This window comes from Paenibacillus mangrovi (assembly GCF_022898935.1).
In the GTDB taxonomy this organism is placed as follows: Bacteria; Bacillota; Bacilli; order Paenibacillales; family Paenibacillaceae; genus Paenibacillus_AQ; species Paenibacillus_AQ mangrovi.
Map to the genome: position 1 here is coordinate 786,241 of NZ_JALIRP010000001.1, position 17,450 is coordinate 803,690.

Annotated in this window: 13 protein-coding genes and 1 other annotated feature; of the genes, 12 read left to right on the plus strand and 1 reads right to left on the minus strand. The window is 42.0% G+C overall.

The annotated features are described in order from the left end of the window. Window positions 1-151: 151 nt before the first annotated feature. The 8 genes from MUG84_RS03630 to MUG84_RS03665 all read left to right on the plus strand — a co-directional run bounded on the left by MUG84_RS03630 (window position 152) and on the right by MUG84_RS03665 (window position 10,747). Window positions 152-622 carry a DUF3574 domain-containing protein gene (locus MUG84_RS03630; RefSeq protein WP_244720114.1) on the plus strand — a complete coding sequence of 157 codons (471 nt, stop codon included), beginning with the start codon at window positions 152-154 and terminating at the stop codon, window positions 620-622. A 23-nt stretch (window positions 623-645) separates the two neighbouring features. Continuing rightward, window positions 646-2,013, plus strand: a complete 1,368-nt coding sequence (locus MUG84_RS03635; RefSeq protein ID WP_244720118.1) for a TcaA 3rd/4th domain-containing protein — start codon at window positions 646-648, stop codon at window positions 2,011-2,013. 136 nt (window positions 2,014-2,149) lie between these two features. After that, window positions 2,150-2,371: a binding site (T-box leader), on the plus strand. Window positions 2,372-2,471: 100 nt separating this feature from the next. Next, on the plus strand, window positions 2,472-3,734 hold the full coding sequence (gene tyrS / locus MUG84_RS03640; protein WP_244720938.1) for a tyrosine--tRNA ligase: 1,263 nt from the start codon (window positions 2,472-2,474) through the stop codon (window positions 3,732-3,734). A gap of 845 nt (window positions 3,735-4,579) precedes the next feature. Continuing rightward, on the plus strand, window positions 4,580-6,010 hold the full coding sequence (tyrP, locus tag MUG84_RS03645; RefSeq protein WP_244720123.1) for a tyrosine-tyramine antiporter: 1,431 nt from the start codon (window positions 4,580-4,582) through the stop codon (window positions 6,008-6,010). A gap of 64 nt (window positions 6,011-6,074) precedes the next feature. After that, window positions 6,075-7,943, plus strand: coding sequence for a tyrosine decarboxylase (gene tdc / locus MUG84_RS03650; RefSeq protein WP_244720127.1), 1,869 nt, complete (start codon window positions 6,075-6,077; stop codon window positions 7,941-7,943). A gap of 78 nt (window positions 7,944-8,021) precedes the next feature. Further along, a complete protein-coding gene (gene pdxK, locus MUG84_RS03655) occupies window positions 8,022-8,855 on the plus strand; it encodes a pyridoxine/pyridoxal/pyridoxamine kinase (protein ID WP_244720131.1) in 834 nt (277 codons plus the stop codon). A gap of 41 nt (window positions 8,856-8,896) precedes the next feature. Next, a complete protein-coding gene (nhaC, locus tag MUG84_RS03660) occupies window positions 8,897-10,270 on the plus strand; it encodes a Na+/H+ antiporter NhaC (protein ID WP_244720134.1) in 1,374 nt (457 codons plus the stop codon). 165 nt (window positions 10,271-10,435) lie between these two features. Continuing rightward, the gene (locus tag MUG84_RS03665; protein WP_244720138.1) at window positions 10,436-10,747 is read left to right on the plus strand and encodes a YerC/YecD family TrpR-related protein; all 312 of its coding nucleotides are present in this window, start codon (window positions 10,436-10,438) and stop codon (window positions 10,745-10,747) included. Between the two features lie 112 nt (window positions 10,748-10,859). Here MUG84_RS03665 and MUG84_RS03670 read toward each other — a convergent pair whose 3' ends face one another. Continuing rightward, window positions 10,860-11,636, minus strand: a complete 777-nt coding sequence (locus MUG84_RS03670) for a Cof-type HAD-IIB family hydrolase (protein ID WP_244720141.1) — start codon at window positions 11,634-11,636, stop codon at window positions 10,860-10,862. Between the two features lie 237 nt (window positions 11,637-11,873). Between MUG84_RS03670 and MUG84_RS03675 the strand changes: the two genes are divergently transcribed. The 4 genes from MUG84_RS03675 (at window position 11,874) to MUG84_RS03690 (ending at window position 17,262) form a co-directional block, all read left to right on the plus strand. Next, the gene (locus tag MUG84_RS03675; RefSeq protein ID WP_244720159.1) at window positions 11,874-13,535 is read left to right on the plus strand and encodes a sensor histidine kinase; all 1,662 of its coding nucleotides are present in this window, start codon (window positions 11,874-11,876) and stop codon (window positions 13,533-13,535) included. Continuing rightward, a complete protein-coding gene (locus tag MUG84_RS03680; protein WP_244720162.1) occupies window positions 13,532-14,278 on the plus strand; it encodes a LytR/AlgR family response regulator transcription factor in 747 nt (248 codons plus the stop codon). The genes MUG84_RS03675 and MUG84_RS03680 overlap by 4 nt, the downstream gene beginning before the upstream one ends. Window positions 14,279-14,439: 161 nt before the next feature. Further along, window positions 14,440-15,693: an L-lactate MFS transporter gene (locus tag MUG84_RS03685; protein WP_244720165.1), complete on the plus strand. Its 1,254-nt coding sequence runs from the start codon at window positions 14,440-14,442 to the stop codon at window positions 15,691-15,693. 192 nt (window positions 15,694-15,885) lie between these two features. Then, the gene (locus MUG84_RS03690; protein ID WP_244720168.1) at window positions 15,886-17,262 is read left to right on the plus strand and encodes a peptidase; all 1,377 of its coding nucleotides are present in this window, start codon (window positions 15,886-15,888) and stop codon (window positions 17,260-17,262) included. Window positions 17,263-17,450: the final 188 nt, after the last annotated feature.

Genomic DNA, 17,450 nt, shown 5'->3' on the forward strand with positions numbered 1-17,450 from the left:
TTTTTTATTTCCGACGTCCTATTGATTATAACACATTTCACTTGTATAATATTCCCAGTACATACCGACTGGTTGGTATCTAAATGTGGACGAAGGGAATTTGACAATGGTAACCGCTCGGTGAGTAAAAAAAGTAAGGGAGAGATGAAGGATGAAGAAAAAGAATTGGATTATTACGGCAGCAATTGTAATTCTGTTGACATTGGTTTTTGTACCAGTACAGCAGACCTACAGTGCGGAGGGATCAGCAGTATCCGGTAATACGGGAAGTGCACTTGACGGACAGTTTCACCTTAGTCATGTGGTTAAAATTTATGTCCCATCCACGGTAAAAGGCAGCATTCCGATTACGGAGGAAGCACAGCAAAAGTACGTAGATCAGGCGCTTGCGAAATTCTCTGAATGGTTTGGCGGCGCTACAGCTGTAGATGGTGAAGGAGCTTGGGTCGATAAGGATAAAACATTGATCAAGGAAAAAGTGACGATTGTGTACGCTTTTGCTGAAACATTGGATAAAAAATCTTTGGATCAAGTGGTGGCCTATGCGAAGCAGTTGAAAGATAATCTGGTTCAATCTTCTGTTTCTCTCGAAGTCGATGGCAAGATGTATTTTATTGAATAAAAGGACATTATAGGAGGGAATTCATGAATCAATCATCCAACAATGGACCGCGTACGCAAACGATTGGGCCTGGATTGAATAAGAAGCCTGTATTCATCATTGCCGTAGTCATTATCATTGTTGCAGTCTTGATAATTATACTTTCGTCAGGTTCAAAAGGAGATAAAAAGGCATCTGAGGTGATCCGGAAGTTTCAAAATGCAATCGCTGCGGAAAATACTCACGAATTGAAAAAGCTGCTATCCATCGATGACAAAGCAATGGAGGTGACCGAGGATCGTCTCCGTCGGCTGATCCAATATGCGAAGGAGAAACCGAAGTATTATGAACAAACGCTTCAGATTCTTATTGCACAACAGGCGTTGTTGGAAGAAGCTGAATATTTAAACACCGGTTTGCTTGACCGTCTGTCGCCAGATGAAGTACTAAATGCAGGTGAGCTGTATCTCAAGAAAGAGTCTGGATTCTTATCTGATACTTTCAAAATTGGCGTTCATCCACAATATATGAACATCACGCTAGAAAATGATAACGGAATAATAACGGTGGATGGGGTAGAGATTTCGAAGGTAAGCAAGGACAATCATTCGACAAAAGTGGGGCCGCTCTTCCCAGGTGAATATCAGGTTGAATTTACAACCACATTTGACTATGCCAAAAAAGATATTTCGCAGAGTGAAACGGTCAGCTTATTTGGTTTGGAATCCGAGACAGAATACTCTGATTATGTTACTGGTCAAAGTGTGAAGATAAACAGCGATCTTGGGGAAGTACAGGTATATTTGAATGATCAGCCTACTCCTTTTATTCAGAGAAGTAATAGAGAGGAATCATCTGAGTATTTTTACCCGGCGTTCGACGATGGATCGCAGAAGATTCAAGGGGTTGCAAAATTTCCCTGGGGAGAATCTAAGAGCGAGGCTTTAGTTATTGAAGATTTATCAAAAGTGTACAATATTACGCCGGAGCTTCAACAGGAAACCAAACAAGAGGTGCTTGATTTTGTTCAATTGTTCATAAAGACCAGAGCGAAAGCATATGGAACAAAGGATGTAAGCGAATTAGAGAAGCTTTACCCTCATCATGAAGGCGATCTACTCGAAGATGTTCAGGATGGCCTTGGGCGTTTATATTACTCAGGTGGCTCAGATAAGACGTTAAAAGAAGTAGAGCTCAAAAAGATGAGTTTTTCAGCAGAGGATCCACTTGAGCATGTAGGTGTTTATTACGATAGAGAATTAAAACAATATATTGTTCAGGTTAAGAATATCAAAGCAAATTATACATTGATATTATCTAATGGCGATATTGATGATATTTTAAATTTTGAAGTAATAACTTTAGACTTAATCTACTCCGATGGAAAATGGACGGTTTTGAGGAATTACTAAATCCGAGGTAATGATCAAAAATTGGCTGAATACGACCTAACTAAGATGCAGATTCTAATAGCAAGAAGGTACATGGCGAAAGTTGGGTGTTGACAAACCGTTAGCACAGGACTAAGATGACATTAATCTAATATTGGATAGCACGATGAAAGAGCGCAGTAGTAATTATGTCCCTGTTCTCAGAAAGCCGGGGGTTGATGCGACCCGGTACACACACAATTGCGAATTACACTCTGGAGGATCTTAGGTAACGCTAAGCGGATTGGCAATCGATATCATTGCCGAGAGTGGTATGAGCAGTGGCTGCAGCGCTGTTCATGCAAATTGGGTGGTAACACGGTTAATAATCGTCCCTATGTCTATAATAGACTAGGAGACGATTTTTTTGTTTTTCTTGTTCATTTCATTTATCTAAAACACGAACTTTAAATAAATTACCAAGGGAGCTGACAACGATGATGAACATTATCGATGAACTGGAATGGCGCGGAGCCATCAACCAACAAACAGATGCAGAGGGATTACGCCAACTGACAAGCGAGAAATCGATATCGCTATACTGTGGAGTTGACCCAACCGGAGACAGCATGCACATCGGCCACCTGATCCCATTCATGATGCTGAAACGTTTCCAGCTGGCTGGTCACCGTCCTGTAATTCTAATTGGCGGAGCGACAGGCACCATTGGCGACCCAAGCGGCCGAACATCAGAACGTACATTGCAAACAATGGATCAAGTTCAGAAGAATGTGGATGCTTTGACAGCGCAGATGAAGAAGCTGTTCCTTAACGAGGGCGACACGGGATTACGCATGGTGAACAACTACGATTGGACACATAACTTAACCATATTGGATTTCCTTCGTGATTACGGGAAAAATTTCAGTGTAAATACGATGCTCGCCAAAGATATCGTTGCAAGCCGTCTTGACTCGGGAATTTCGTTCACCGAATTCTCATACCAGATCCTTCAATCCATGGACTTCCACCATTTGTTCAATGCATTAGATGTGCAGCTTCAGATTGGTGGAGCGGATCAATGGGGGAACATTACAAGCGGCCTTGATCTCATTCGTAAAAAAGAAGGTCCAGAAGCGAAAGCATTTGGTCTCACCATTCCATTGATGCTGAAGGCGGATGGTACGAAGTTTGGTAAAACTGCTGGTGGTGCGATCTGGCTGGATCCAAACAAGACGACTCCATTTGAATTCTACCAGTTCTGGGCAAACCAAGACGATCGGGACGTGATCAAATACCTGAAATTCTTTACTTTCCTGACGAAAGAACAAATTGATGAGCTGGAAGTCAAGGTACAAACCGAGCCGCATAAACGTGAAGCTCAGCTAAGATTGGCTGAAGAAATGACGAAATTCGTTCACAGTGAAGAAGCGCTGGTACAAGCGAAGAAAATTACAGAAGCACTGTTCAGCGGAGATATTAAATCACTGACAGCCGATGAAATTGAGCAAGGCTTTAAAGATATGCCGACCTTCCAAGCTTCCCGTGAACCTAAAAATATTATCGATTGGCTGGTTGATCTAGGTATTGAGCCTTCAAAGCGTCAAGCGCGTGAGGATATTACTAACGGTGCCATTTCGATGAATGGTGAGAAAATCACGGATGGAGATATGGAAGTTACAGTAGATAACTCCTTTGATGGACGGTTCATTATTATTAGAAAAGGTAAAAAGAACTACAGCTTGGTGAAATTAGGAGAATAGCTTACCAGCTATTCATTTGAACCCAAAAGTTTGAATTGATGCAAATATGATTACCATGATAAATATCACATTTTCATTATGATATTCATCACTTTAAGACTGGTTTTCAAGTCATGAAAATGGCCTGAAAACCAGTCTTTTTTGTTTTTATTTTCCATGGAGCTCTGATCAGTAAAATACTCTATTTCCGCGATTTGGAATGTAACGATTGTAACTATAAAGAAATGATTGAAGCATTTTTGGCTTGGGGATTTGAATAACAGTCTAAATCCATATCTCTGCCGTGATTAAGTATTCATTTTATATGGAACTAAAATAGAATGTCAGTTCTTCATAAAAAACGCCACGATCCTCCAGTACTTGATCCAAGTGTCAGAATAAGATTATTTGTCTGAAGCCAATCTAACGTTAGCATAATGAAAACTGCTGATGTGCTCATTATTACCTCAAACAGGAAGAGAGGAGATATCATGAAATGTTAAAATAGGGTAGGGAGTAAAAATTCATTAAGTATAATAAATATACAATTTATTTTCTCGGGAATGCTTTCATTGATAAAAGCATTGAACCTTTGATGCTTTGATCATTAATGTAATCAAAGCATTGGTGCAGCTATGAATAAATTTTTGGGAATCCATTAAAAATCCATATGTGACAAGGTTTCGACATGAATTGACAAAAGAAAAAAACGAGGCGTATACTGACGAAGCGAGTTAATCGATTAACAAAATATGATAAAGATTTTATGATGTGAGGTGTTGGGATCAAATCATTGTCCTTCAATTCGAATTTAATATTTATGCATCATGGGTAAACAAAAGGAAATAGAAAGAAGGATCGAATTTATGGCCAATACAAAAAAACTTACTTTATTTGGCTTGATCGGTATTACCATGGCATTCTTCGGTACGGTACGTAGTGTGCCTACGCTAGCAATTACTGGATGGACACAGATATTTTACATGCTGGTGGCAGCAGTTTTGTTTGCCCTTCCTATTGCACTGATGTCCGCAGAGATGTCTACATCGTATCCAGAAGAAGGCGGACCGCAAGTATGGGTCAAAAATGGTTTAGGAGAAAAATGGGGCTTCGTAACCTCATGGCTATTATGGGTTCAAATGTTTTTCGGAATGGTTATGGTGGCATCAACCGTCGGAGTATTGTTTGGTTATGTCATTAATAAACCTGAGCTTTCGTCGAATAACTTTTTTATTTTTATCGTTATTTTGATTTCTTATTGGGGTGTAACCTTGTTGAACTTGAAATTCGACATGGTCAAGATTGCAGGTAACTGGGGTGCAATCATCGGTGTATACATTCCATTCGTATTTCTCGTCATTCTTGGCGTTATTTATATGATGAAACATGGTATTCAACCACAAAGTTATCTGGGTAACTTTAAGGCAAAAGATTTGCTTCCTGATTTTACAAACCTAGGAAGTTTGACTTATCTATCCGGCATTATCTTTATCTTTGCTGGTGTGGAAATTTCATCCGTTCATGCGAACAATATTGAAAACCCGAAACGGAACTATCCGATCGCGGTTATTGTATCTGTATTATTGCTTGTTGTTTTCAACCTTATTGCCGGTTTGACCGTAGCTAACGGTGTGCCAAAAGGACAAATGCAATTGGCCAATATTACACAACCTTTTATGATTTTCTGTACTGATTTAGGCATTCCGACTATTTTTGTTAATTTGATTTCCGCCATGATATTGATTGGTGTGCTGGTTCAGTTAAGTGCTTGGGTGCTTGGACCAAGTAAATCCATGATTAAAGTAGCGGATGAAGGTAACTTGCCGCCATTTTTCCAGAAAAGAAATTCAAGAGATATTCCAATTACATTCGTATTAATTCAAGCCATTGTCATCTCACTTGTATCGGTACTCTATATTATTGTACCTGATGTCAACAGCGCGTTCTTGATCATAACGATTACAACGACCATTTTATATTGTATCGTATATGCGCTTATAGCTATTTCCGCAATCCGATTGCGCTATAAAAAGCCTGACATGGAAAGACCATTTAGACTTGGTAAAAAAGGAAATGGTCTCATGTGGTTCGTAGCCCTGCTATCCATGTTTAGTGTAGCTATTACAATTATCGTCAGCTTAATTCCACCTTCAATTCTGAAACCTAGCCAGTATACCGGTTACATCATTTATCAAGTTGTGGCTACGATTGTAATGGTAGGTATTGCTCTGGTTATTTATAAATTGAAGAAGCCAAGTTGGAAGAAAAGTGAACAAACCAAACTGGAAGAAAAGTGAATTATTTCACAAAAATAATTCACTTTCTAATTATAACAATTCGACTTAATGGGAGGACTACAACATGAATTATCAAATTCCTGAAATTGATCTGAAAGCACTGTTTATTGGACATAAAGGGGAAAACGCTGATCTTTTTAAAGAACTTTTGCTTAAAATGGTGGACGAGCACATTGGATGGCGTCAAAATTATCAGCCACAGGATCTGCCTGTCATTACACCATTTGATAAAGATTCATCAAGTTTTAAGAATACAGCGAACCATATGCGCAGTGTTTTTGATGAATTATCTTCCAAACTTCGCACAGAATCGATGCCATGGCATACAGCGGGTCGTTTCTGGGGCCACATGAACTCTGAAACATTGATGCCTTCTATTCTTGCATATACTTCCGCTATGCTCTGGAATGGTAACAATGTTGCTTATGAATCCTCACCTGGAACTTCTCAAATGGAAGAGGAAGCAGGACATCAGCTTTGCAAAATGATGAGCTATAAAGCCGGTGAAAGCTGGGGCCACATTTGTGCGGACGGTTCCATCGCTAACCTCGAGGGAATCTGGTATGCACGTAACTTGAAGTCCTTGCCGCTTGCCATTAAGGAAGTCGCACCTGAACATGTTGAAGGCAAATCCGAATGGGAGCTTCTGAACATGTCCACAGACGAAATTCTGGACCTTATGGATAAAATCCCTGAACAAATGGATGAAGTCAAAGCTAAATCCGCACGTAGTGGTCGCTACCTTAACAAGTTGGGTAAATGGCTTATTCCACAAACCAAACACTATTCCTGGTTGAAATCTGCGGACATTATCGGTGTGGGTCTGGATGCTGTTGAAGCTATTGATGTAGACAGCAGCTACCACATGGATATCGAGAAGCTGGAAACCAGAATTCGCGAACTTGCAGCTGAGCAAATTCCAGTTCTTGGCGTGGTTGGTGTCGTAGGTAGTACGGAAGAAGGTCAAATTGACCATATCGACAAGATGGTTGCTCTGCGTGAGAAATTGCAGGCAGAAGGTATTTACTTCTACATTCACGTCGATGCTGCTTACGGTGGTTATGCTCGTGCGATTTTCCTGGATGAAAATGATGAGTTTATTCCTTACAACAAAATTGACGAAGTTTTCGAAAGAAACCATGTATTCACGGATAAAAAACTGCAAGACGAATGGCTCACTGAAGATGTGTACAATGCCTTTGACGCGATGAGCAAAGTTGAATCCATTACGATTGACCCGCACAAAATGGGCTATATCCCTTACGCAGCAGGTGCGATCGTAATTAGAGACATCAGAATGCGCGATGCAATTTCTTACTTTGCAACTTACGTATTCGAGAAAGGTGCAGACATTCCAGCACTGCTTGGAGCTTATATTTTGGAAGGATCCAAAGCAGGTGCTACAGCGGCTGCCGTTTGGACTGCTCACAAAGTTCTTCCACTTAATGTTACTGGATACGGTAAATTAATGGGGGCAAGCCTTGAAGGTGCTTACCGTTTCTATAACTTCTTGAAGGACTTGAAATTCAACGTGAACGGTAAAGTTATTATTTGTCACCCATTGACCAAACCAGATTTCAATATGGTCGACTACACCTTCAATGAAGAAGGAAACACAGATCTGGAGAGAATGAACAAGCTGAACCATGAATTCTTCAACTATTCATCCTATGTGAAGAGCGATATTTACAGCAACGAATTCTTCACTTCTCACACAGACTTTGCTATCCCAGACTATGGCCACAGCCCACTGGAATATGTAAAAGGCATTGGTTTCTCTGAAGAAGAATGGAATCGTGTTGAAAAAGTTACTATTCTGCGTGCTTGTGCTCTGTCTCCATATGCACATGATCCAGAAGTATTTGAAGATTATGCCGCTAAAATCAAGAATGCGATCCAAGAAAATCTAGAGAAGGCCGTAATGGAGATCTAATTCACAATTTTAACAAAGGAATACGTAACAACAGTATGCTGTTGCGTATTCCTTTTTATTCAATAAGGAGTGCTGGAAATGGGAATTACAGCAATAAAAAAAGTATTAACTGTTGCAGGTTCCGACTCAAGCGGCGGGGCTGGATTGCAGGCTGATCTTAAGACGTTTCAGGAATATGGAACTTTTGGATTCACAGCCATTACTTCGATTGTAACTATGGATCCGGATCAGGGCTGGAATCATGCCGTTTATCCGATAAACACTGAGCTGCTACGACAACAATTGAAAACAATTCTATCCGGTGGTCCACTCGATGCCATGAAGACAGGGATGCTGGGATCTGTTGAGATAATATATTTGCTTCGCGAAACGATCGATCGACATCATATCCAAAATGTTGTTATCGATCCTGTTATGGTGTGCAAAGGTGAAAATGAAGTGCTTCAGCCTGAAAATGGGGTGGCTATTCGTGATTTTCTGCTGCCGCGGGCAACCATTGTAACACCAAATTTATTTGAAGCAGGGCAGTTGGCAGGAATGAAATCCCTTAGCACTGTAGAGGATATGAAAGAAGCCGCCCGGATCATTCACGGTCTCGGTGCAAAACATGTCGTTATTAAAGGCGGAAAATCCGTTAAAGGTGATAAAGCCGTTGATCTGCTGTTTGATGGTTCCGAATTTACGATCTTCGAAGAAGACAAATTGGAGACAAGTTATAACCACGGAGCAGGCTGTACATTTGCCGCTGCGATTGCAGCCGGACTCGCCAAAGGAATGCCTGTAAGAGACGCCGTTGCTAAAGCGAAGTTGTTTGCTACCGAAGGGATTAAGCATGGCTTTGCCTTTAACTCTTTTGTAGGACCCGTATGGCATGGCGCCTACAATAAGGCAGAACAACGCTTGAACTCATAACAGCATGTTTAGAAAGTCATCATAGATAAGGAGTTCAGCTTATGAAAAAAGGAGAGGTATCGCTCAAAGAAAGTTTATTTCTTTTGGTCGTGCTGCTAGCTATTATCGGAATTTGCATTATTGGATTCAGTATGGATCCTCAAATCCCCATTCTCTTTTGTCTCGGCGTTATTATCATCTTCGCCAGAGCCAAGAGCTTTTCATGGGATCAAGTTCACAAAGGCATACAGAACGGCATTACTCCCGGATTAATTCCGATTCTGATTTTTATGCTCATTGGCGCTCTGGTCAGTGTATGGATTGCTGCTGGAACGATTCCAACCATTATGGTGTATGGATTTGGCATTCTATCCGCAAAATATTTCTTACCATCTGTATTTATTATTTGTGCAATTGTAGGAGTCACTGTAGGCAGTTCCTTCACTACGATTTCTACTGTAGGCATCGCTTTTTTCGGCATGGGACAGATTATGGGGTATGATCCGGCGATTACGACCGGCGCCATCGTTTCCGGTGCTTTTTTAGGAAACAACATCTCCCCGTTGTCAGATACAACCAATTTGGCATCAGCCATAGCTGAGGTCGATTTATTCACACATATTCGCTACAATTTGCGCGTTGTTATTCCAGCCGCAATCATTTCACTTCTGTTTTTTGTTTTGGCAGGGCATTCTAATGTCTTGTCGACCGGAGCAGAGATCAGTGAGCTGGTGAATACACTTCACTCTTCCTTCACCATATCTGCCTGGACACTCATTCCGGTGTTGGTGCTATTCTTATGTGCTTGGCGTAAAATCCCGGCGATTCCAACCTTGTTGTTATGTATCGGTTGTACGATCATCATTCTCTTTATTTATCACCCTCAGACCAGCTTCCTGGATCTATCTAAGCTGATGCAAAACGGTTATGTATCGAGTACTGGCGTAGAAAGTGTGGACAAGCTGCTTACTCGGGGCGGTATTCAAAGCATGATGTGGTCTGTGTCTCTCATTCTGCTCGCGCTGTCACTAGGTGGATTGCTCGTGGAATTGAAAATTATCAGTACGATTATTTCTCGAATTTCCGATTTTGTAAGTACCAAAGGTAAACTCATACTTATGACAGCCATTAGTTCCATGGGTATTAACCTTTTGCTTGGGGAACAATACTTATCCATCATTTTGCCGAGTGAAGCGTTTAAGCCTCAATTTGATCAGATTGATATTCCCCGCAAAGAAATGTCGAGGATCGTGGCCAATGCAGGAGCAGCATTCAATGCTCTGATACCTTGGGGGGTCAGCGGCGTGTTTATTACCGGAACATTAGGGGTCTCCACACTCGAGTATTTGCCGTTTGCAATCTTTTGTTTCTCTGCTCCGATCATTAATATCTTATTCGGATTTATTAGACCGAAGAAGGCTTCGGAAGCACATTAAAATATGACCCGGGCAGAAAATTAATTGGTGAAACATCCATTTTTTTCTGTACCGGATCATTTGGTTTTTATAAGGAATTAATGATATGATATGATCAGTTATACATAATGAATAAAAATACTCTTTATACAACAAGATGCACTCATCATTGAAGGAGGTCTACACATGCTGATTAAGGAACTGCAAGGAAAAGCATTGGATGAGTTTTTTCAGGGCATATTATCACTGGAAACGCTTGAAGAGTGCTATGCTTTCTTTGACGATCTGTGTACAGTGAATGAGATCAAAACGTTAATGCAGCGATTTCAGGTAGCCAAAATGTTATATAACCGCAAAACATACAATGAAATTGAGGAGGAAGCGGGCGCGAGTACAGCTACCATTTCACGGGTGAAACGTTCATTATTTCATGGAAACCAAAGTTATGAGGTCATTTTTAATCGCATGTTAGAACAAATGAATGCAGATAAAGAATAAGACGAAGTCCAATAAAAATGCACTTCTCTTTCGAGTGACCAACTCTTATGGTTTGGTTACTCGAAAGGGCAAGTGCATTTTTTTGAAAGTAAGACGCTATGAATGTTCTCCCTTATTCAATGAGCTGAGCATATTTCAGCCCGTTTACAATGCCGCCCTCATCCACATGCGTCGTAATATAATCGGCATATGGCTTCAGATCTTCGTGAGAATTCCCCATCGCAATCCCGAGTCCAACGACCTCTAGCATTTCCTTATCATTCAACCCATCGCCAAAAGCTACCGCTTCCTCGTGCTTGATATTTAATAAACGAAGCATGGCGTTAATGCCCTCTGCTTTGGAAGATTCGGTTGGCAAGACATCCATCGCCGTAGGGTGCCAGCGGATGTAACGAAGTCCAGGAACAGCATTCATATAGAGATGCTCATGGTCCGCTTCATTATGAAGAAATACTTGATAGACATCTTCAGTACGCCAGAAATCTGGATCGTACTTAGGCAAGTCAACCTTGAGGGAGCCCACGGCATCCAGCATGAAGGTATCCTCAGCATTGTTCGAGGAAAAATCCGAAGCCCCTTCAAAAACAAGGGTATGTTTATGTTTTGCGGCATGATTCACAAGGGACTCGACCTGCTCGCGAGGAATTGGACGTGAATAGATCGCTTTTCCCTTATAGACGACATAACCGCCGTTTAAGCTGACATAAGATTCAATGCCAAGCTGCTCGGCAAGCGACTTGAAAAAATAAGGTGCGCGGCCCGTCGCGATGACGGCCTCAACCCCGCTGCGTTTCAATTCAGCGATCGCTTCGATCGTATCTTGCGGAATTTGCTTTTCTTCATTCACTAACGTGCCATCAATATCAAAAAATGCTATTTTATATGTCATGTTGGTTTCTCCTATCCTGATGGTCTCTCTAGTATATGGATGTAATATACCACCCGCCCATCTTTTCTTGCAAGTTTCATAGATTTTCAAAGATGGTATGGATTGTTCGAGTTTGTTAAATCCTAAATGCCAAGGGCCTTACGTTGTGTTCGATTTAATGTATGGATTTGGAACATCAATAGAGATCAATCTCTGGTAAAATAGATCAGTCATCTTGTTAAGGCTGGAGGAAATCCTATGAATGATCATTTTACGATGCTGATGCAGCTGTCAGAACGTGCGGCATTATTACTCATTATTTTGTTTATTTTAACGCGCATTCCGAGTTTCAGGGAAATTCTGCAAAAAGAATCGCTGACACCGCGGGAGTTCGCCGTCGTTACCATTCTGTTCTGTACTTTTGCAATCTTCGGAACCTACTCAGGCATTGATGTGGAAGGCTCGCTCGTCAACGTACGAATTGTCGTCATTATGTCTGGCGGGATTCTTTTTGGACCGTGGGTAGGTATCGTCGTTGGGGTGGTGTCAGGAATCCATCGATTTCTGATTGATATCGGCGGGGTGACCTCTGTTCCATGTCTTATTACGAGTATTATTGCAGGGCTGGTGGCCGGGTATATCCATATGAAAACGCCCAAGCAAATGCGCTGGTATATCGGGATTCTAGCCGGTATGGCTTGTGAGGCATTAACCATGCTGCTGATCATTCTACTGGCACAGCCTACGTCACTTGGGGTCGACATCGTGTCCAAAATTGCCACGCCGATGATACTTGGGCAATTTAATGTCGGATTAATCGTTTTATTAATTCAGAATGTCGAGAGCGAAAGAGAAGCGATCGCTGCGCAGCAAGCGAAGCTGGCTTTAGAAATTGCGAACAAGACGCTGCCCTATTTTCGCTCCATCAATTCCGAGTCGCTCCATAAGATCTGTTCTATTATAAAAGAGGATATTGGGGCCGATGCCGTCGCGATTACAGATGCGCGAAATGTGCTGGCGTATGTCGGCTTTGGCGAAGACCGATACCAGTACCGCCATGAGATCATTAGCGATATGACCAAGGAAACCATTCGAAGCGGCGAGTTCAGGATCAGCAATCATGCGCTCGACGATGCCATGCCAGGCATTCAATCGCTGCTCATCATTCCGCTTAAGGAACGCGAAGAAGTCACAGGTACGCTAAAGATTTATTATCGCAAAGCGCATAAAATCACGTATCCGCTTCAGACCATGGCCGTTGGTTTATCGCAAATTATTTCGACATTAATGGAAGTATCGCGCGTGGAAGAGATCAAGGAAATGGCGAATAAAGCGGAGCTCAAGGCGCTTCAGACAACCATTCAGCCTCACTTTTTGTTCAATGCGCTCAACGCGATTGGCTCGTCCATTCGGACAAGACCGGATCAAGCGAGGGAACTGATCGTGAATCTGTCGGGGTATTTACGGTATAATTTAGAACTTACGGACGAATTAATTGATATTCATAAAGAGCTGGAGCAGGTTCGGAATTATGTGGAGATTGAGAAAGCCCGGTTTGGAAATCGATTGAACGTTGTCTATGACGTAGATGAAGTCGCCGTGAAAATTCCTAGTCTAATTATCCAACCGCTTGTAGAGAATGCAATTGTGCATGGGATTCTAAAAGATAAAGGGCCGGGTACAGTAACGATCTATGTAAAAGATATGCTGGGTACCATTCGTATTGGCGTGCATGATACGGGTGTAGGTATTCGTGAAGAGATGATTGAACAGGTACTGGAGGAACGGGTTCCAGCAAATCATATCGGTCTATTCAATGTCCATAAGCGGGTGAAGCTAATCTTTGGCCAGGGCGTTACGATACAGCGGCTGGATAAAGGCACGAATATTTATTTTGACATACAGAAGGAGTCACGATGAGAGCGATAATTGTAGAGGATGAAGTATTAGCGCGTGAGGAACTGGAGTATCTTATCACGGAGCACAGCAGCATTGAAATTGTGGATCGATTTGAGGATGGACTTGATGTTCTGAAATTTTTGCAGGAGCATGAAGTCGATGCGATCTTTCTCGATATCAATATCCCATCGCTGGACGGTATGCTGCTGGCGACGAACATTAGCAAGTTTGTACGTAAACCTTATGTTATTTTCACAACGGCTTATAAGGAGCATGCCGCTCAGGCGTTTGAGCTGGAAGCCTTCGATTACATTCTTAAGCCTTATGACGAGAATCGGATTGCTGTGATGCTTCATAGACTGGAGTCGGCATTTGAACGGGATAGGCAGCAAGCCGGAAGTCAGAATCCCGCAGCTAGCCGGACAAGATCCGAGGGGAAACGTATTAATTTATTGAAGAATGACAAATATATCGTAACAGACAGCGATGACATTTTTTACGCCGAAGCACAAGAGAAGGTAACGAACGTTTTTACGAAGAACGGAACCTATATGATGCCGATGAGTATTTCGGAGTTCCACGCCATGCTGCCGCAGGATCGATTCTACCGTTGTCATCGCTCGTATACCGTCAATCTGTCCCAAATCCATGAAATCGTACCGTGGTTCAACAATACTTACTTGCTACGGTTACGTGATATGGATGCAGAAGTACCCGTGAGTCGCAGCAAAGTCAAAGAATTCAGGCAGTTGATGCATATTTAAGTGCATTTCATTCCGAATCCTTGTCATTTCATGTCGAATTTAGTTCAAGGAAGCGTTTTATCTTATAAGATAAGGGTGTGGAAGCAAGAAGTCAGGCTTTTACTTCCCTGAAGATAACACAAGCATCTTGAACTTAACAGTATGAAAAGAGGGGATTTAGTATGCGAACCCATCAAACATCTCAACCGCATGTAAACCGGTGGCTGATCGTACTTGGAACGATTATTGTACAAATGGGATTAGGGACGATTTACACGTGGAGTTTATTTAACCAACCGTTAGCTGACAAATTCGGGTGGGGAGTCAGTTCTGTATCGATTACCTTTTCGATCACCAGTTTTGCTCTAGCCTTTTCTACGCTGTTTGCCGGTAAAATTCAAGATCGTATCGGTATTCGGAAATTGACGATGATTGCGGGTGCTGTACTTGGAGCAGGACTTATCGCGAGCTCGCAGGTTTCATCGTTGTGGCTCTTATACTTACTTGCTGGCGTGGTCGTTGGTTATGCAGACGGTACAGCTTACATTACAACCTTATCAAATCTACTTAAGTGGTTTCCCGAACGTAAAGGTCTTATTGCAGGGATTTCGGTAGGAGCCTTTGGATCAGGCAGCTTGGTGTTTAAATATATTAATGCGAATTTTATAAATACGATGGGGGTCTCACAAGCCTTTCTAGTATGGGGACTCATCGTTATGGTAATGATTATTGCCGGTTCTTTCTTATTAAAAGAAGCAGTGGTTACGGAAACGCCTGTGAAAAAGGATGCGAAACTACAAAGTCAACGCAACTATACGGTTAAAGAAATGCTTCGTACAAAAGAAGCGTACTTACTCTTCATTATTCTGTTCACGGCTTGTATGAGCGGATTGTATATCATCGGCATCGTCAAAGATATTGGTGTTCAGCTAGCGGGGCTCGATGTCAGCACGGCAGCGAATGCTGTTGCCATGGTAGCGGTTTTCAATACGGGTGGCCGGCTCGTTCTGGGTCCATTGTCGGATAAAGTAGGACGGATGAAAGTGGTAGCAGGAGCGCTGGTCGCAACAGCATTAGCGGTCTTGACGTTAAACTTTGTACATTTGAACCTCGGTATTTTCTTCATATGTGTCGCGACGATCGCATTCTGTTTTGGAGGAAACATTACCGTCTTCCCAGCGATTGTAGCTGATTATTTCGGTCTGAAAAATCAAAGCAAAAACTATGGAATCATCTATCAAGGTTTTGGCTTGGGAGCCTTGGCCGGTTCATTCCTAAGCGTGTTGTTCGGCGGGTTCCAGACCACCTTCATGATGATCGCGATTCTTTGTGCAATTTCTTTCTTCATCGCCATATTTATCTCGGTGCCTGGTCAAACAAGCAAGACGAAGAAAGATGAAGAAGCAGTACTGAAGCCGCATTACAAAGCGAGTTAATCATATGAGACCTCCTATCTACGGATAGGAGGTTTTTACTATTTTTAATAAATAACACATCGTCGAAGCAACCTTTCTCGCAACTTTGCGTTTAAGCTAATGAAGGTTGATGAAATTGGAACAACCTGGTTCCAAGACACGTTTTTCATGGAAGAAGTAAACTAATCATCGTAATCATTAGGAGGATATGATATGAAAAAATTCTACAAAGTGCTCACAACTGCAACCCTTTTGGCAATGGCGGCAATGCCGATGGCAGCAAGTGCTCACCCAGCTTCTAACACATCTGTGGGTAAGTCATGGGAAGCGAAAGAGATGAAGCATGAGAATGAGCAGCATGAGAACAAGAAGCATGAGAATGAGCAACATGAGAAAGAGAAGCATGAGAATGAGCAACATGAGAAAGAGAAGCATGATAATTACAACGAGAAGCGTGAAAAGGAAGATAAACATGATTGTGATTATCCGTCTTATGAAGAGCAATCGATGCTTTCTACGCTAGGACAAATCACAAAGATTACAAATGATGCTTCAGGCAAGAATATTACCGTAACAGGTCATAGGGAATCGGCCAAAGGACAAGATGAGATTACTCTGGCCATTACCAAGGACACCAAAATCGTAAATTCCAAAGGGAAACAAGTCAATTTAAAAGACATTATGGATGGGCATCAAGTGGTTAAGGCTGTATACAATGCGAATTTGACCAAGAGTGTGCCTGCACGGGGCGTCGCATCGAAAATCATCGTTCAAGATCAAAATCAACAATTTACGGGTATTCAAGGGAAAGTGACCGATGTTAAGAACGGCAAATTTGTGGTCACAGGTAAGAACCTGTACACTGCAGCAAATGAAACGATTGTGGTCCATGTAACGGGCAAGACCCAAATCGTTGATCGTAACGGGAAGAAAATAAGCCAATCGGACGTTAAACCTGGTATGGAGATCAAAGCATTCTATGGGCCGCAAATCACAAGAAGCCTGCCAGCGCAATCGAATGCGAGCTATATCATCGTAAATACAGAGGATCGTCCACCGGTAGAACAGTCATTCGGAACGGAAGGTGTAATTACCGGAACGAATGGTTCTCAAATTACGGTTGTAGGGAAAGGCTTGGACGGCCGCGGTCAACAGCAGGTGGTTCTAAACATCAACAAAGATACTCGAATTGAGGATCGTAACGGTAATGTGCTAAGCAAAGATGTATTAAAGGAAAATGTTCTTGTCGAAGCAACGTATGGACCTGCGATGACATTCAGCATACCTCCGATGACAAATGCCACTAAAATCGTAGTGAAAGACACCCTAGTCAAGGCTGAGGGGACAGTGAAAAAAATGGATACTGACAAAAAGTCGTCTTTGATTTATTTGGATGTGAATTCCGACAATGAGGTAAGTAATGATGTGATACTTAACGTTACAGACCAGACGAAAATCGTATCCCAATCGGGCGATTCCGTACAGCTCACACCAGGCACCAAGGTCGTTGCGTATCATTCCATGATTATGACAAGATCATTGCCGCCGATCTCGAATGCTGAGGTTATCATTACTGGTCAGACTCGCTAGGACAATATAACGCAACAAGCCCTTCCGAATGATTCGGGAGGGCTTTTTTCATACTCTAATTATGGTTGAAGATGGAAGAAAAGGACCTTGGCACCTTCCTTAATTATTGGAAAAATTGTACAATACACTATTAACCAAGGGTAAAATCGATTTAAGAAGAGAAAAAAAGCTAATCGTTTTACGTTACT